Annotated in this window: 17 protein-coding genes and 1 pseudogene; 9 read left to right on the forward strand and 9 right to left on the reverse strand. The window is 43.9% G+C overall.

The window, feature by feature from the left end; all coding sequences use genetic code 11:
• Window positions 1–416: 416 nt before the first annotated feature.
• Window positions 417–571: pseudogene (locus GVV58_RS03945) on the reverse strand (NADP-dependent isocitrate dehydrogenase); the annotation flags it as partial.
• 195 nt (window positions 572–766) lie between these two features.
• On the opposite strand from GVV58_RS03945, the gene GVV58_RS03950 reads away from it, so the two are divergent.
• Window positions 767–1555, forward strand: a complete 789-nt coding sequence (locus GVV58_RS03950) for an rRNA large subunit pseudouridine synthase E (RefSeq protein ID WP_005170277.1) — start codon at window positions 767–769, stop codon at window positions 1553–1555.
• On the opposite strand, the gene GVV58_RS03955 is transcribed toward GVV58_RS03950, so the two are convergent.
• Window positions 1552–2937 (reverse strand): heavy metal sensor histidine kinase, encoded by a 1386-nt coding sequence (locus GVV58_RS03955; protein ID WP_159516042.1) that lies wholly within the window; start codon window positions 2935–2937, stop codon window positions 1552–1554. The genes GVV58_RS03950 and GVV58_RS03955 overlap by 4 nt on opposite strands.
• Window positions 2934–3605 carry a heavy metal response regulator transcription factor gene (locus GVV58_RS03960; RefSeq protein WP_159516043.1) on the reverse strand — a complete coding sequence of 224 codons (672 nt, stop codon included), beginning with the start codon at window positions 3603–3605 and terminating at the stop codon, window positions 2934–2936. The genes GVV58_RS03955 and GVV58_RS03960 overlap by 4 nt, the downstream gene beginning before the upstream one ends.
• 120 nt (window positions 3606–3725) lie before the next feature.
• On the opposite strand from GVV58_RS03960, the gene GVV58_RS03965 reads away from it, so the two are divergent.
• The 3 genes from GVV58_RS03965 (at window position 3726) to paaI (ending at window position 5213) form a co-directional block, all read left to right on the forward strand.
• On the forward strand, window positions 3726–4223 hold the full coding sequence (locus tag GVV58_RS03965) for a heme-binding protein (RefSeq protein WP_100355845.1): 498 nt from the start codon (window positions 3726–3728) through the stop codon (window positions 4221–4223).
• A 69-nt stretch (window positions 4224–4292) separates the two neighbouring features.
• Complete coding sequence (gene uraH, locus GVV58_RS03970; protein ID WP_100355846.1) at window positions 4293–4691, forward strand: hydroxyisourate hydrolase; 399 nt, start codon at window positions 4293–4295, stop codon at window positions 4689–4691.
• A 129-nt stretch (window positions 4692–4820) separates the two neighbouring features.
• Window positions 4821–5213, forward strand: a complete 393-nt coding sequence (paaI, locus tag GVV58_RS03975; RefSeq protein ID WP_074383292.1) for a hydroxyphenylacetyl-CoA thioesterase PaaI — start codon at window positions 4821–4823, stop codon at window positions 5211–5213.
• Between the two features lie 65 nt (window positions 5214–5278).
• On the opposite strand, the gene GVV58_RS03980 is transcribed toward paaI, so the two are convergent.
• Entirely contained in the window at window positions 5279–6982 is a 1704-nt protein-coding gene (locus GVV58_RS03980; RefSeq protein ID WP_159516044.1) for a M61 family peptidase, read from the reverse strand.
• Window positions 6983–7157: 175 nt separating this feature from the next.
• On the opposite strand from GVV58_RS03980, the gene GVV58_RS03985 reads away from it, so the two are divergent.
• The 3 genes from GVV58_RS03985 (at window position 7158) to slyD (ending at window position 10629) form a co-directional block, all read left to right on the forward strand.
• Complete coding sequence (locus tag GVV58_RS03985; RefSeq protein WP_159516045.1) at window positions 7158–8471, forward strand: D-alanyl-D-alanine carboxypeptidase PBP6B; 1314 nt, start codon at window positions 7158–7160, stop codon at window positions 8469–8471.
• Window positions 8472–8723: 252 nt separating this feature from the next.
• Complete coding sequence (locus tag GVV58_RS03990) at window positions 8724–10010, forward strand: NAD(P)/FAD-dependent oxidoreductase (protein WP_159516046.1); 1287 nt, start codon at window positions 8724–8726, stop codon at window positions 10008–10010.
• Between the two features lie 136 nt (window positions 10011–10146).
• Window positions 10147–10629: a peptidylprolyl isomerase gene (gene slyD / locus GVV58_RS03995; protein WP_005097432.1), complete on the forward strand. Its 483-nt coding sequence runs from the start codon at window positions 10147–10149 to the stop codon at window positions 10627–10629.
• Window positions 10630–10783: 154 nt separating this feature from the next.
• Here the strand turns inward: slyD and GVV58_RS04000 are convergent, their stop codons facing one another.
• From GVV58_RS04000 to GVV58_RS04020, 5 genes are all read right to left on the reverse strand, one after another.
• Entirely contained in the window at window positions 10784–11557 is a 774-nt protein-coding gene (locus GVV58_RS04000) for a M48 family metallopeptidase (protein WP_159516047.1), read from the reverse strand.
• A gap of 112 nt (window positions 11558–11669) precedes the next feature.
• Entirely contained in the window at window positions 11670–11978 is a 309-nt protein-coding gene (locus GVV58_RS04005; protein WP_074383295.1) for a hypothetical protein, read from the reverse strand.
• A 159-nt stretch (window positions 11979–12137) separates the two neighbouring features.
• Complete coding sequence (locus GVV58_RS04010; RefSeq protein WP_004278963.1) at window positions 12138–13457, reverse strand: adenylosuccinate synthase; 1320 nt, start codon at window positions 13455–13457, stop codon at window positions 12138–12140.
• A 70-nt stretch (window positions 13458–13527) separates the two neighbouring features.
• Window positions 13528–14694 carry an ATP phosphoribosyltransferase regulatory subunit gene (locus tag GVV58_RS04015; protein ID WP_159516048.1) on the reverse strand — a complete coding sequence of 389 codons (1167 nt, stop codon included), beginning with the start codon at window positions 14692–14694 and terminating at the stop codon, window positions 13528–13530.
• Between the two features lie 208 nt (window positions 14695–14902).
• The gene (locus GVV58_RS04020; protein ID WP_004645552.1) at window positions 14903–15358 is read right to left on the reverse strand and encodes an Lrp/AsnC family transcriptional regulator; all 456 of its coding nucleotides are present in this window, start codon (window positions 15356–15358) and stop codon (window positions 14903–14905) included.
• Window positions 15359–15504: 146 nt separating this feature from the next.
• Here GVV58_RS04020 and GVV58_RS04025 point away from each other — a divergent pair, with 146 nt between their 5' ends.
• Together GVV58_RS04025 and GVV58_RS04030 are read left to right on the forward strand one after the other, a co-directional pair.
• Window positions 15505–16254 carry an AzlC family ABC transporter permease gene (locus GVV58_RS04025; protein WP_159516049.1) on the forward strand — a complete coding sequence of 250 codons (750 nt, stop codon included), beginning with the start codon at window positions 15505–15507 and terminating at the stop codon, window positions 16252–16254.
• Window positions 16251–16550: an AzlD family protein gene (locus GVV58_RS04030; RefSeq protein WP_005097439.1), complete on the forward strand. Its 300-nt coding sequence runs from the start codon at window positions 16251–16253 to the stop codon at window positions 16548–16550. Before GVV58_RS04025 ends, GVV58_RS04030 begins: the two co-directional genes overlap by 4 nt.
• Window positions 16551–16590 lie beyond the last annotated feature (40 nt).

Here is a 16590-nt window from a genome sequence, read left to right on the forward strand (position 1 = left end):
CATTTTAACTTTTGGGCGTTTATCAATCAGAATTTAAGAAAATTTAATCCCCCTGAGAAACCTGCGATTAATATAGGTTTTAATTAGGAGAATCAGGCTTTAATGAGTTAAGTATATCTGCAATAGTAGGATGATCAAATTCAAAAAAAGCTCGCAGTCTTGCGCTTGACCTCCAGCGCAAGACTGCGTGAATGTTCGCTCTTTGGCTATTTTTATAGCTAAAATCTTCTTTATGATCAGGTCAGGACTTCTTTCTAGTAGTTCATGTTTAACGCACAATTTAGTTCAAGGTGATTCTAGTCATGTCCATTTTTTCTCTTTGATTAACTTAATAACCTTTTTTACTTCTGACAGATTCGATATCTATCTGATCCAAGCATTTGAGGGCTTACTACTCTATACTTTTAAACTGTAACATCTACCACAGCCTGTATTGTTGGTGTAATATCAGCACCAATTTCATTCCCTTTGATACATGGGACAATTGGATTATTTGCTAGGTTGAGTGACAGGTCTGCATTAACGGTAATTTGGCACCATCCGCAGGTACTACGATCTTTTGATATTCTATTCTTCATATTTTTCCGAATGCTACTGACAAACCTAAAAATAATTGCCAATTAGGCAATACTTTCAACTGTTCTTAACGCATAATATTCTAATCCAGATTCGTTGTTTTTGAGATTTATACGGGAAATAACCAAATTTCCCTTTAAAATAAGCCTCTACATTTTTTAAGTTTATGTAATTATAGAAGTTATTTCCTATGAAAATCGTCATTTTAAACAAACCCTATGACGTCCTCTCCCAATTCCGCCCAGATGAAAAACACCAAACCATGGCTGATTTCATCGACGACAAAGATTTACGTCTTGCTGGTCGTCTGGACATGGACTCAGAAGGTCTGGTTTTTTTAACAGATCACGGTGGTCTGAACCAGTACATCACCAATCCTGCCAATAAAAAGTTTAAAACCTATATGGTGCAGGTTGATGGTGATGTCACCGAAGAAGCACTTGAGCAGCTTCGTAAAGGTGTGGAACTTAAAGATGGCATGACCCTTCCAGCCAAAGCTGAAAAAGTATCTGAACCGGAATGGTTATGGGAGCGTAATCCTCCTGTACGTTTCCGTGCATCTGTCCCAACGTCTTGGGTTGAGATTTCAATTTGTGAAGGCCGTAACCGTCAGGTTCGTCGTATGACCTCTGCGGTGGGCTTCCCTACACTGCGTTTAATCCGTACTAAAATTGGTGATATTGACCTTGTACGTATGGATATTAAACCGGGTGAAACCAAAGAAATTGAACCTTTACTTTATCCAGATTTCCAGAATGTTCCTGCTGAAGAGCCATACCGTTCACGTTCTTATGTGAAAAAACCGGGTGGTACGGGTGGTAAGCCAATGGTTCGCAAGAACAAAGATGGTTCAGTGAAAAAATCAGGTACCAAACGTATCTGGCAAATGGACGAAAGCGAAAAGCCGAAACGTCGTACCAATGGTACAACTCGTCCAAATACCAAAGCACCTCGTGGTCGCGGACGCGGTCGTGGTTAAAACCCAGTCTGCTCATCAGGTAGGGACAGGCTAAAGATCACGCCAGACGGTGTATTTTCTACAGTTGTCTGCCCCTGATGGAGCTGCATGATCGACTGTACAATGGCAAGGCCCAGACCACCCGTCTGGGCTTTTTCGTGCCGGCTGTCATCGATCTGATAAAAACGCTCAAATAAATGCGGATGGTGCTGCTCTGCAATCCAGACTTCTGGCGTCAACACTGATATTTTAATCCTGTGGTTGAGTCGCTGTGCAGACACAATAATCTCACTCCCAGGCTGACCATAAGTAATGGCATTGCTGATCAGATTGGCGACTGCGCGCTGTAACAATACGGTGCTGGCTGTCAGACTTAAATCTGGTGGAACATCCACTTTTAAATGCATCTGCTTCTCTTCGGCCAGAAAGCTGAAGTACTCAAGCAATTCTTGCAGCATGTCATTTAGATTGAAACGCTGTTTTTCAATCGCATATCCGCCATGTTCTACCCGGGCGATAAACAGCATACTTTCAATCATCTGGCTCAGGCGTTCGTATTCTTCCAAGTTGGAATAGAGCAGATTTTCCAGCTCAGCAGGTTCGCGCGACCGCGATAACAGAATCTGTGTCTGCCCGATTAAATTGTTTAAGGGGGTGCGAAGTTCGTGTGAAATATCCTCAGAAAAACGTGCCAGCTGCTGATACGCAGCCTGAATATTAGCGAGCATATCGTTCATGGCCTGACGCAGCTCTTGAACCTCAAGCGTATTACTCTGAACATCGATGTGCTGATTGGGCTGCTGAATATTGACCTGTGCAGTGGCCAGCATCAGCTGACGCATTGACTTCAGGATGTAGCGTCCTGCCAACCAGGCCATCAAGGTCGAGAGCAGAATACCAAGCAGACTATATAGCACCAGTTTGGACAAATAGCTGGCCAGTGTTTTTTGTCCTTCTGCCAGCTGCTTGCCGGCCACCAGTTGATAGCTGCGACCATCAAACTCTACCTGTTTAAAAGCCAGCCGCGTGGAGGGCTGTTCCCTCTGGTTATTCTGAAACTGTAATGCCGAAGAATAACGCAGTGCCGGAATATGAACCTGCAAAGGGTTGATTTCAATCAGATGACTGTTTTGATCCTGCAACAGCAGCAAATTATCTTCCTGCCCCAGCATGTTTTCATATAGTTTAGGATGCTCCACCAAAAGCTCGAAACTCTGGGTATCTTCCAGAAAGACTTCAATCCGGGAAATACGCGCAGCCAGTGCCTGATCCTGCTGGGTCTGAATCATCTGCTGCATATTTTGATAAGACAGCAGCGCCACACTCAAGAACACCACGCAGGACACCAGCGCAAAGGCGATACTTAAACGTGTTGCCAGCGGTAATAACATGGGATTTTTCATGGGCATTCATCAAGCTTATAACCCATACCCCGTACGGTATGAATCAGTTTTGGCGTGTAATGGTCATCAATTTTGCTGCGCAGCCTGCGAATGGCGACATCGACCACATTGGTATCGGTATTAAAATTGATATTCCAGACCATGGACGCAATCTGGCTGCGGGTCATGACCTGCCCCTGATGCTCCATCAGCAACTGCAACAGCGCAAATTCTTTCTGGCTTAAGTCGATTTTTTGCCCGTCACGGTGTACCTCATGCTTTAGGCGGTTCAATACCAGACCTGCAACCTGATAAGCCTCCTGCTCCAGTCGCGGCACACGGCGCAACAGACTTTTGATCCGGGCCAGTAACTCAATATAGGAAAAAGGTTTGGTCAGATAATCATCGGCGCCAAGCTCCAGGCCTTTCACCCGATCCAGCACATGATCGCGTGCAGTGAGCATCAATACCGGAATCTGGCTAAAAGTTCGCAAGGTTTTCAGCACCTGCCAGCCGTCCAGATCTGGCAGCATTACATCCAGCAGTACCAGATCAAATGACTGTTGCTGCAAACAGGCCAATGCCAACACGCCATTTTCAGCAATGGCCGTGCTATAACCTGACTCACTCAGTCCTTTTGCCAGATATTCAGCAATCTTGACTTCATCTTCTACAATTAAAATATGCATGTCAGTAGTTTAGCTGTTTTTAGCTATGCCTAGATTACAAATTGGTAATCTGATTGTCATGCTGCACTGGCGTATTTCTTTCTACAATAGCAACAGTATTCAATTGCATGAATGACAAGTATGAAAAATTCAATCGCCAAAACAACCCTAGCCTTGTTCAGCAGCTCATTACTACTCAGCTCACTGGCACATGCAGAATTAAAAACAGCACCAGTCATGTCGCTAGAAGCAGCAAAGCTTATGGCCAGCAATGTCATGTTGGCCTGCCAGAAACAGGCCAAGCCCGCAGCAGTCGTGGTTCTGGATCAGGGTGGTAATCTGCTGGCTAGTCAACGCCATGAATCTGTCGGCATTCACAACCTGATCGCAGCAGAACGCAAGGCCTTTACCGCGTATTCAACGAAAACCAGTACGCTGGATTTTATGCGCAATGCCCAGAACAATCCGGACGCACAGAACCTGAATAGTTTGCCTGAACTGCTGTTACTGGGCGGCGGTGTACCTGTTATGTACCAGAATCATATTTTAGGTGCTGTAGGTGTTGCGGGTGCAGGCGGTTCGGAACAGGATCATCAATGTGCCAATAGCGGCATTCAAAGCACTTTAAAACAGCTTTAATCTATTTAAATAAGTCTTATTGGTTTCTTTTATTCAATATTACTTCATCCATCTACTGAGGAATACAACATGAAAAAAATCCTGCTAGCAACCCTTGCGAGCACCGCAGCCACGCTTTCCTTTGCACAGAATCCACTTAGTGTGCATGTTCTGAATCAGGAAACAGGTTTACCTTCCGCAAATATTGCAGTTACTTTGGAAGCACAGCAAGGTGAGAAATGGGTCAAGCTCAATGAAGCTGAAACAGATCAAAATGGCCGTATTAAAGAGCTATATCCAAAAGATACCAATCTGCAAAAGGGTATTTATAAAGTGACCTTTAAAACGGGTGACTGGTTTAAGGCCAATAATCAGCGGACATTCTTCCCTGAAGTACCGGTGGTCTTTATGATTGATGGTGCTTTAGAGCATTATCATATTCCACTGTTATTGAGCTCTTATGGTTATTCGACTTATCGCGGTAACTAAGCTCTTTCACTTAAGGCCCATCTTATTGGGCCTTATTCTTTTACTTGTTATTCTTGTGCTGGAATGCTATTCATGACTCATATTAAATGAATTTAAAAATAAAACGTATCTCAAACAAGGAGCTTTGCAATGGATCAGCAAGTCAACCAGATGTTTAATCAGGATCGATTAATCCAGCATCTTGGTGCACACCTTGTTGCTTATAGTCACAATCACGCAAAAATTTCGCTGAAAGTCACTGAACAACATTTACAGGGTCACAAGACCTGTAACGGCGCAGTGATTTTCGCGCTTGCAGATGCGGCATTTGCCATTGCCTGTAATACAGGTGAACATCCGGCTGTTGGTCAGCATTGTGGAATTCATTATTTAAAATCAGGAGTTCTTGGCGATACATTGACTGCTGTAGCAGAACATAGGGCCAGCAGTGGCCGTAGCGGAATTTACGATATTCAGGTGATAAATCAGCATGATCAAATTGTGGCAGAGTTCCGCGGTACGTCTCGACTGATCATCAGATAATTTTCAAAACTTGATGCAATAAAAAACCGATGCCTAAGCATCGGTTTTTAAAGTTTGAAATTTAATTAAGCTTTCAACCACTTTTCAGCTTTAGTCTGATCTTCAATTTTCAGTTCAACTTCGGTCAGTTCAGAACCAGCTGCCTGAACTTCAAAGCTCATCAGCTCGTCACGACGAAAAGCATGCATGGTATAAACACCTTCCTGTTTTGCATAACTTTCCATTAACTTCATCGTTGCTTTTAAACCATCAACGGCAATAATCACATCATTGGCAGAAAGGCCAACTATTACAGCAGTACTATCACGACGCGCCGACTGAACCAATACACCTTCCGGCTTATCTACCAGTTTTAAACCGAAAGGCAATGACTTGTCATTTTTCAGGTTATAACCGATACCAAACTCAGGCAATAACTGATCCAGTGGCAATTCATCTGTGGTATTAATCAAGTGATTAATCTGCTCTGACCAATCATCACCGGTCAGCTCTTTGCACAATTCAAAGATGGTACGTTCATGTACCTGAATACCATTCTGGGCATTTTCATACAAACGGCGCATCAAGGCATCCAGACTTGAACCGCGTAAACGCAAACCTAAGTCTAAGCACAAAGCAACTAAACAGCCTTTGTTGTAATAGCTAGTACCCGCATTATTCGAGTTTTCGTCCTGACGATAGAATTTCACCCAGGCATCAAAACTGGATTCAGACACTGACTGAATCGCACGCCCCGGATTTTGCAAATAACGGTCAATCTGTGCTTTTAACAAAGCAATATATGATTCCTGATTAATCACGCCGCTACGCAGCAAAATCAAATCATCGTAATAAGAAGTGAAGCCTTCAAAGATCCACAGCAAAGACGTATAGCTTTCACGGTTCAAATCATAATTGACAAAATTTTCAGGGCGAATAAATTTCACCAACCAAGAATGGAAATATTCATGGCTACATAGGCCGAGGAAACGCTGATAATCTTTGGAAGGTTCTTCAGGCTCATTGGCCTTCGGCAAGTCATCGCGCGGTGAAATCAGGCTGGTCGAGTTTGGATGTTCCAGACCACCATAACTATTTCCGGTTGCCATGGTCATAAAAGTATAGTCAGCAAATGGCGCTGAACCGAACATGGAGATTTCTGTGCTACAGATTTTCTCAATGTCCTGCTGCATACGTGCTGCATTCATCGCATGCTTGCCGGACACCACAAACTCATGCGGAATACCATTCGCTTCAAAACTGAAACGGGTTTGCTCTGCCAGTTCAAACGGTGCATCAATCAATTCAGCATAGTTTTTGGCTTTCAGGGTGAAACGGCCCTTGACCAGACTTTTGGATTGCATGCCGGTTGCCAGTTGGAAATGCTTTAACTCATCTGGCAGGAAGATTTCTAATTCAATCTCTTTATTTTCCTGACCTTCTAGCCCCAAGCATGCACAGGCCGGGTTGACATAGAGACGGTTTTGATCCACATATGCACCACGAACAGACAGGTCGTAGGCATAGACATCATATTCAACCGTAATCAGCTCATGATCGGTATTGAATAAACGCCATTTGTTCTTTTCAAATTTCTGGATTTGCAGTTGACGTCCATCTTCATCATAAGCTTTGACCGCCTCAATGTGTTTGGAAAACTCTCGAATCAAATAACTTCCCGGAATCCAGGTCGGTAATGATAAGATCTGCGTCGGGTCTGCCAGAAAGCGAACAGTCACGTGAATAAGGTGCTGACGATAATCGTCAAATTCGATTTGATAATGCAACATAATGGGCGATATAAAATGAAAATAAATGAGGTATAGCTTAGCTTAGCATTTTTTAAGCCAAGATGGTTTAGCTGTCTTATTTGTCTACATTTACGACTAGCTATCTGTATAAAAAAGGCATAGCATGCCTGAAAATTTAATCGTTCAACGCCCGACGGGTTATTAAGGAACATCCTTGAAATACATCATCTCACTGATTGCGGTATTCAGCTTATTTATTTCTGCATTTTCACATGCTGCCTTACTCAATATTCTGCCTGAAAGCGTTGAAGCTGAAGCCTGGACTATTCTGGATTCACAGTCTGGTCAAGTCATTGCAGAACACAATGCCGATGTGCAACGTGCGCCGGCTTCGCTGACCAAAATGATGGTGGCTTATATTGCCTTAAAGGAAATTGAGGCCGGAAAATTAGATAAAAATGAAGTTTTAACTGCCACATCTGTGGTTAAAAATGTCATGTGGGATGAATCACAGATGTATCTGAAAGAAGGTGATCTGATTACAGTCGATCAGCTTCTGGCGGGTTTGATTATCATGTCTGCCAATGATGCAGCGTTGACGCTGGCTGAGAAAATCTCGGGGAGTGTTCCCCAGTTTGTTGAACGGATGAATCAGGAAGCCAAAGCACTGGGCATGCAGCATAGCAATTTCCAGAATCCGGCCGGCATTACCATGCCCGAGCATTATTCGACTGCTGCCGATTTGGCCCGACTCTCTATGGCGGTGGTGAATGAAACCCCGGATTATCTGTATTATTCCAAACAGCCAAGTTTCACTTATAACCAGCATTTTCACCGTGCCACCAACCGTGTACTTCAGGTCGACCCAAGCGTAGATGGTTTAAAAACCGGTTTTACCCGTGCGGCCGGTTATAACCTGGCGCTGACCGCCAATCGTGTTACAGCAGATTTTGAAATGCCAAATCGCCGTCTGATTGTGGTGGTGCTGGGTACTAAAAGTGCAGCAAAACGCGCTGAAGTATCACATAAGCTGATGAATCTGGCTTATACCTATACCCGCAATGAGGTAGCGATCAAAGATCAACAGCTACTGGCTGAATTGCCTGTGATCAAATCCACCTTAAAAATGTTTAAGGTACAAACCAAACAACCGCAGATCATTACCACTTCTTTATATGATCAGGGCTACAGTATTGACCTGAATCAGTTTGACCAGGCGCATCAGCGTGTCATGCTGAATACTGGTGATGGCGTTTTAAAAAGTATCGAGCCACTTCAGGAAACTCAGACTCATATCAATGTTGAAGTGAAGGCTTCTGAACTTATTGCGCCTTTGGCCACCATGATGCCTTTGGCCACCATTCAGGTTTATCAGAATAATCAGTTGATTCGCACCATTCAAATTGAAGATCATGTCGAAATTGAAGAAGCCAATCTGTTTCAGAAATTCTTTAGCTGGCTACAAGGCTTATTTAGTTTGTTTTCAGACAATACGCCAAGCGTAAAGCTTTATCCTTTAGATAGATAATAGCGCTAAATCTCAATTAATTTCCCTTTAAGCTAGAAGATCTACTCGCTGATCTTCTAGCAGATTTTCCGCCTATTAATCTCACCCTCCCATTGCTTTCTCAAAGCAGCAACACTTACCTGCCCTCACAGAATTGCTACGTTTTGTAATGTGTATAACAATTTTAACCAAGACGCGATCTGGCCCATGCCATAGTATATTTTCTCTCTATTTCTCTTATTTTTATTAAAAAAATAAACAGGTTAATCATATATGACAGCACATAAAATCGTGATTGTGGGTGGTGGTGCCGGTGGTCTGGAACTGGCAACTCAGCTGGGTGAGAGCTTGGGTAAAAGCGGTAAAGCCCAGATTATTCTGGTCGATCAAAAACTGACGCACATCTGGAAACCGCTGCTGCATGAAGTTGCTGCGGGCACCTTAAATCCACATGAAGAAGAAACCAATTATTTTGCCCATTCAGCTACACATCATTATGAATTTGTCTTGGGCACATTCACCGGTCTGGATCGCGAAGCTAAACAGATTGTGGTCGAAACAGAATATTTCTCCAAAAAATCCCAATCCAAGAAAAAACAGCGCATTGACTATGACACACTGGTACTGGCTTTAGGTTCAACCTCAAATGACTTTAATACCGAAGGGGTCAAACAGTTCTGTCATTTTCTCGACAGCCGTCAGCAGGCAGATATCTTTCAGCAGGATCTGCTGCACCTGTATTTAAATGCTCAACATGAGACTTCAAGCCGTGAGCTGAATATTGCTATTATTGGTGCCGGTGCGACTGGGGTAGAACTGGCAGCGGAGCTGGTAGAAGCCAAACAGAATTTCTTTCAATATGGCTTAAACAAGGTCGATCCCAACAAAGTCAAAATCACCTTGATTGAAGCCGCGGATCGTATTCTGACTGCACTCTCGCCTAAAGTTGCTGCAAATACCATGAAACAGTTAGAACAGTTCGGTATTGAAGTCTTGACCAGTCATCGAGTGGCCAAGGTCGATGAAGACAAGATTTATTTTGCCGATGGTTCCAGTCTGGATGCTGAAATCAAAGTCTGGGCTGCAGGGATCAAAGCACCGGAAGTCTTGGCACAACTCGACGACATGGAAAAAGACCATATTCATCGGCTCAAAGTTTATGCCACGCTGCAAACCAAATCTGATCCAAGTATTTTTGCATTTGGTGATTGTGCGCATTGCCAGCCTGCGGCAGATCAACCGGTATTAGGGCCGCGTGCTCAAGTGGCCAGCCAGCAAGCCAGCTTTCTGGCCAATGCTTTAAAAGCCCATGTCAATGGAGATAGCTATTTGCCGATGTTTAAATTTTCTGACAAGGGCTCCCTGATTTCCTTAAGTCAGAATAAAGCTGTGGGGGAATTGCTGGGTCAGGTCAATGTGCAAGGCTTTGTTGCCAAAACAATGTATGTCTCTTTATACCGGATTCATCAGGCGGCCATTCATGGTTATGCCCATGCCGGTATTTTGACTGCAAAAGATTTAGTTACACGAAAAATCTCTCCAAAGCTGAAATTGCATTGAAATTCCAGAATTTGGCCCAATCAATGAAAAAATCGTCAATAAAATTGTCAAATTGCGTTTTTTTGCTAATTTTAGTCTACAAAAATGCAATTTCACTTTATGATGTACCCTTAAAAAATTGAATGGATCAATTCACATGACTGCTATTGCAAATAACCTCGTGGTTTCTTTCCACTACACATTGACTAACGCAGAGGGTGAAACTCTCGACCAATCTCAAGGTGAACCACTTGCCTATTTGCACGGTGCAGGTAACATCATCCCAGGTTTAGAAAACGCGTTAGAAGGCAAAACTGTGGGTGAAAAATTCACTGTTAATGTTCCTGCTGCTGAAGGTTATGGCGAATATAACCCTGACCTCGTACAAGAAGTTCCTGCGCAAATGTTCCAAGGCGTAGACAACATTCAAGCAGGTATGCAGTTCCAAGCTCAAACTGATGACGGCGTGCAAATCGTAACTGTTAAAGCAGTTGAAGGCGACAATGTTGTTGTAGATGCGAACTTCCCGCTTGCTGGTCAAGACCTGACTTTCGAAGTTGAAATTGTATCGATTCGTGAAGCTTCTCAAGAAGAATTAGATCACGGTCATGTACACGGTGCAGGTGGTCACCAGCACTAAGATCTTCTGATCGAGTGTAAAAAAGGCAAAGTGAAAACTTTGCCTTTTTTATTGCCGCCAAAATATTCATTTTAAAATGGAGAATAAAAAAGCAGGACCATGGCCCTGCTGTTTCAATCCGATCAAGAGATCCCTTTAGAGAATAATCGCTGGATTATTTGCGTTGATTATAAATCTGCATGGCTGCTGGTAACTGTTGACGCATTTGTCCAATACGCTGGCTGTTCGATGGATGCGTAGACAGGAAGGTTGCGCCATTGCTGCCACCGAGTTTGTTCATTTTTTCCCACAAGGTAATCGCTGCATTCGGGTTATAACCTGCACGTGCCATCAGCATCAAGCCACCCTGGTCAGCACGGCTTTCCAGATTACGCGAGTATGGCAGGCCAATCCCGATCTGACTTCCTAATTGCGCTGCTGCTGCGCCACCCTGGCCCACACCAGCTGCATTCAGACCAATGCCTAAAGCCAGGTCGGTGAGCGCCTGGGCACCAATTTTCTGCTTAGAATGCTCTTCTAAGGCATGTACCATTTCATGACCCATAATTGCTGCAATTTCAGCATCGGTCAGATTCAGCTTATTCACAATACCGGTATAAAATACCACTTTACCACCCGGTGCAACAAAGGCATTAACCTGATCGGACTTGAGCACAGCCAATTGCCACTGGAATGCTGTACCAGTCTGGTTCATTTGGTTCGCAATCGGCTTTAAACGGTTAAATACGGTATTAATACGTTTATAGGTCGCTGAACTGGTGTCCAGTTGACCTTTATTTCTGGCATCAGTCACCATAGCATTATAGCTTTGTGTCGCAGATGCATTTAAGGTCGCAGAATCAGCCCCGGCAATATCCGCAATAGTGGTACAACCCGACAATGTCACGGCTGCGGCAGCCGCCATACTCAATAAAAATTTATTCTTCATTATAATCAACTCTACCTTAGCCCAAGCTTAATTTACATTGTAAAAATTATAAGTGAAAGCATACAGGAGCTAAACGCTTAATTACTCCATCTTCTTATAAATTCTGTAATTTTTAAGCCAAGTACTGTATCGCCAACCAATAAATCAGACAGATAATGTTCAAGCCCAGATAAACCTGGCTTAAGGGTTTTATTTTTTGTTCCAGAATTTCATCTTTACGTTTAAAAAATAAATAGGCGTTTTGCAATAAAATAACAGGCACCAGCACACAGGCAATAATGACACTCAGGCCGACCAGTGCATTATAAATAATCTCAGGATTTTGAGTTTGCGCGCGAATAATCATCATAGCGATGGTGGGTGCCCCGCCCATGGCGAACAACAATGAATAAAACATGGTCGCCGATATATTTTTTTGCATCCTTTCGCTCATTTTTTCTTTCTTTATATATGGCTATGTTAAAGCACATTTTGTCACAGCACCGATGCAACTTTAGTCTTGAGCCAAATTTATAGTTTTTGGATATAAAAAACCCATCCGGAGATGGGTTTTATCATTCAAGCTTTAATCAAATGAAGATCAAGCATCAAACGGGTGGCGAAGAACGATAGTTTCTTCACGGTCTGGACCCGTTGAAATGATGTCGATTGGACATTCAATCAGTTGCTCAAGACGTTTTACATAGTTCAGTGCAGCTTCTGGCAACTGATCCAGTGATTTCGCACCGAAAGTTGACTCAGACCAGCCTGGCATAGTTTCGTAAATCGGTTTTAAAGTTTCGAATGCAAGCGCATCAGAAGAACCGACACAACCAGAATCTGCAGCTTCATAACCCACACAGATTTTCACTTCTTCCAAACCGTCAAGAACGTCAAGTTTAGTCAGGCAAATACCAGAAAGTGAGTTTACGTCAACTGAACGGCGTAGAATTTCAGCATCGAACCAGCCACAACGACGTTGACGGCCAGTAGACGCACCAAATTCATTACCAATCGTACCGAGGTGTTTACCAATCGCATCACCTGTGTCATTTGCAGCGTCATACACCAACTCAGTTGGGAATGGACCTGCACCTACACGCGTGGTGTACGCTTTGGTAATACCCAGTACATAGTCAAGGTGTAATGGACCCAGACCTGAACCAGAGCTTACGCCACCAGCAGTGGTATTCGAAGAAGTCACATACGGATATGTACCGTGGTCAACGTCAAGAAGTGAACCTTGCGCGCCTTCGAACATGATATTGTCACCGTTTTTACGGTAGTTATGCAATTCAGTGGTCACGTCCACAACCAGTGGCGCAACAACTTTACGCCATTCGTCGCAAAGTGCCAGCACGTCTTCCAGTTTAACTGCTTCAACACCGTAGTATTCAGTCAGCTGGAAGTTATGGTAGTCCAGAAGTTCAGTTAACTGAGCAGTAAGATGTTCACCACCACGTACCAGGTCAGCAACACGTACTGCGCGACGCGCTACTTTGTCTTCGTATGCAGGACCGATACCACGACCTGTCGTACCAATCTTCGCATTACCACGTTTTTTCTCACGTGCTTGGTCAAGTGCGATGTGATTTGGAAGGATCAGTGGACAGTTTGGAGAAATGCGTAAACGCTCTTTAACAGGAACGCCTTCTTTTTCAAGAATGTCCATCTCTTTGATGAGCGCTTCAGGAGAAAGAACAACACCGTTACCAATTAAGCACAATACGTTTTCACGTAAAATACCTGATGGAATGAGGTGTAAGACCGTTTTCTTACCACCAACCACAAGAGTGTGACCTGCGTTATGTCCGCCTTGATAACGAACTACCGCTGCCGCTTGATCTGTGAGCAGGTCGACGATTTTACCTTTACCTTCGTCGCCCCATTGGGTACCAAGTACCACAACATTCTTGCCCATAATAGCCTCATTACATCATGCTGTTAAAGTTGAAAGCCCCGCTCAGCGACATGAACACTGAGCCAAGCAGTTAAATCGTTTTGACTGTCCACTCACCATTCGCATTCACCAACTGGTGCGTCGCATATGGAATCGAGTTTAAATCATCATTACCCAGTAACTGAATTACACTTAAGCCTTGTGCGCGAATATTCTGAATCGCATTCAGAAGTTCTGCGTCAGTGCCTTTAGGTGCAACCACCACGTGTACAGCGTCAAACTGACCTGCGCTTAAAGCATATAAGTCACAAGAGAAACCGGTTGCCGGACGCGCACGGCCAAAATGCTCACCAATGCCATCATAACGGCCACCTTGTGCCAGTGCAGCTGCACGGTTCGGTGCATAGACTGCATACATCAGACCAGTATGATAATGGTATGAACGTAATTCAACCACATCAATACCAATACTCAAGTTTGGCCAACGGGTTTGAACTTCATCTTTGGTGGTTTGCAAGACATTAAAAGCCTGAGTGAATGCTGGATTTGCCAACACTTCAGCACTTAAATGCGCTTGCAATGCATCTAGATCGCTGGCATAGCGTCCAAGTGCATAGAAATCCTGACCAAATTTGAGGTCTGCCGTGAATTCTTCTAATTCTGGCAAAGCCTTGCGTTGGTATAAATCAGATAATTGCTGTTCAGCGACTTTGTTCAAGCCGGCTTGAGCCACCAGACTGCGGAATAGCCCCACATGACCTAAGTCCAGATGAATACCATCTGCATGGCCTGTCTCCTGAATCAGACTGATCATCAAGTCGACCATTTCCACATCGGCATCGATGCTGTCTGAACCAAACAGTTCGGCGCCTAACTGCAAAGGTGCACGCGAGGTATTAAAACCGCGTGGTTTGGTATGCAGAACGGTACCTGCATAGCAGTAACGCGCCACACCTTCCACTGGATGTACATGTGCATCAATACGCGCCACTTGTGGTGTCATATCGGCACGCACACCAAGCAAACGACCAGAAAGCTGATCGATGACTTTAAAAGTGGCTAAGTCTAAATCTTGATTCGATTCTGAGAGAGAAGAGAGAGATTCGATGTATTCAATGAATGGCGTGTACACCAACTGATAACCTCGAGATGCAAGGAAATCCAGTGATTTACGGCGCAAACTTTCAATGACTTGCGCTTGTTCTGGTAATACATCAGCTACACCATCAGGTAATAACCATGTCTCTGAAATGGGCATGTTGTAAACCTAAATTCTTGTCAGCGCGGAACGAATCCGCATAAAAAAATCGGGAGCACACCCGATTTCTCCTAGTCTAACACGATAGTTTTGGCTGTGCATCGCAAAATTTTATAATTTTTACTCTCTTATGCAATGAGCCACAATTGCGTCAACTATCAGCGTTTTATCGTGTATGACCAGCACGCGCTATAAACAAAAAATCATTTTAGACCAATGGCAATGCGGTGGTGCTTTTTACCGTTTGCAATGGAATTTCAGTTTTTACACTTTGGATGCAGGGAATTTGAGTCAAATGATGAATCTGAAATTTACGGTAGGCATCCAGATCAGCCACCACAATTCTTAAAAAGAAATCACAATCTCCCGCCATTAACTGGCATTCCACCACTTCCGGCATCTCCTTGATGGCTTCAACAAATTGATCGACCACGGCGGCTTCTTGAGATTTAAGCCAAACCCGTGCAAATACACTCATCGCCAGATTGACTTTTTGCGGATTGAGTAAGGCGACATACTGTTCAATGACCCCATCATCTTCCAGCTGTTTCACCCGTCTTAAACAGGGTGACGGCGACAAGCCAATTAATTGTGCCAGTTCATTATTTTGCAATTTTCCGTTCTTTTGCAGTTCATGCAAAATGCGTTTATCAATTTGATCCATCTTGTTACTTTAGTATTTAAAACTCCTTGAAGCCAATTTAGCGCAATTTAATTCCAAATCAAATTTAAATTGCATGCACTACAACAGCAAATAGCCTGATTATCGCTATAAAATACGGCTCAATATTAAGTCCTCAGGTCACTGACATGCTTTTGCTCAGACAAAGCAGCACGCCCGCGCTCGCACATACAGATTTCAGCGAATTTCAGCGCGGCATGAAAGATTCTATTCCTATGCTTTTAGGAATTATTCCCTTTGCTTTGGTGCTAGGTGCGACTGCGATTCAGAAAAATTTCAGTGTGCTGGAAGTGCCTTTGCTGACTGGACTCAATTTTGCCGGCGGTTCTGAATTTGCCATTTTGGAAGTCTGGACCAGTCCACCCAATTTGTTCATGCTGCTGTTTATTACCTTTTTGGTGAATAGCCGGCATTTGCTGATGGGTGCAAGCCTAGTTTCGTATTTAAAACATCTCCCGAATCGCAAAGTATTGCCGGCCCTGTTTTTTATGGTTGATGAAAGCTGGGCCTTAAGTCTGGCGGATGCGCAAAGAAAGCAGGCCCAGCAGGGTTATCGGGCTGCTTTTAGCATGCCCTACTATGCCGGTTTATGTTTCTGTCTTTATCTGATGTGGGTCGGTTTTACCACACTGGGCGCGATGCTTGGACCTGTTTTAGGCGATATCAACCGCTGGGGCTTTGATATGGCCTTTCCTGCTGTATTTCTGGTGTTGATGCGAAGCATGTGGAAAGGCTTGAATGCAGCCCGGCCATGGCTAGTAAGCCTGATCTGTGCTGCCCTGGCTTATTTATATTTGCCTGCTGGCTGGTATGTGCCGATAGGTGCGCTAGCCGGCATTGTGTCTGCTTTTTTCTTGATTGGTGAGGAGGAAGCATGATTGAGATGAGTACATTACTGGCCATCCTGCTGATTGCGGCAACCACCTATCTGACCCGGATTCTGGGCTATGTCTTATTAAAAAATAAAACGCTGACACAACGTCAGCGTAAAATTATGGACGTTGTGCCCGGCTGTGTCCTGATTTCAGTCATTGCACCGTATTTTGTACGCGACAACCCTGCAGATCTGATCGCTTTGGCTTTAACTCTGTTTGCCGCTACGCGTTTTGGCTTGCTCCCCACAGTTGCCATCAGCATGGTGTCTGCAGCCGTCTTAAGAACTCTTCTCGTCTAGCCCTCAAACAGAATTCTTTATATGATTTCTAAAGGGGTTT

The organism is Acinetobacter sp. 18QD2AZ41W, from assembly GCF_009829025.1.
GTDB classification, from domain to species: Bacteria; Pseudomonadota; Gammaproteobacteria; order Pseudomonadales; family Moraxellaceae; genus Acinetobacter; species Acinetobacter pseudolwoffii.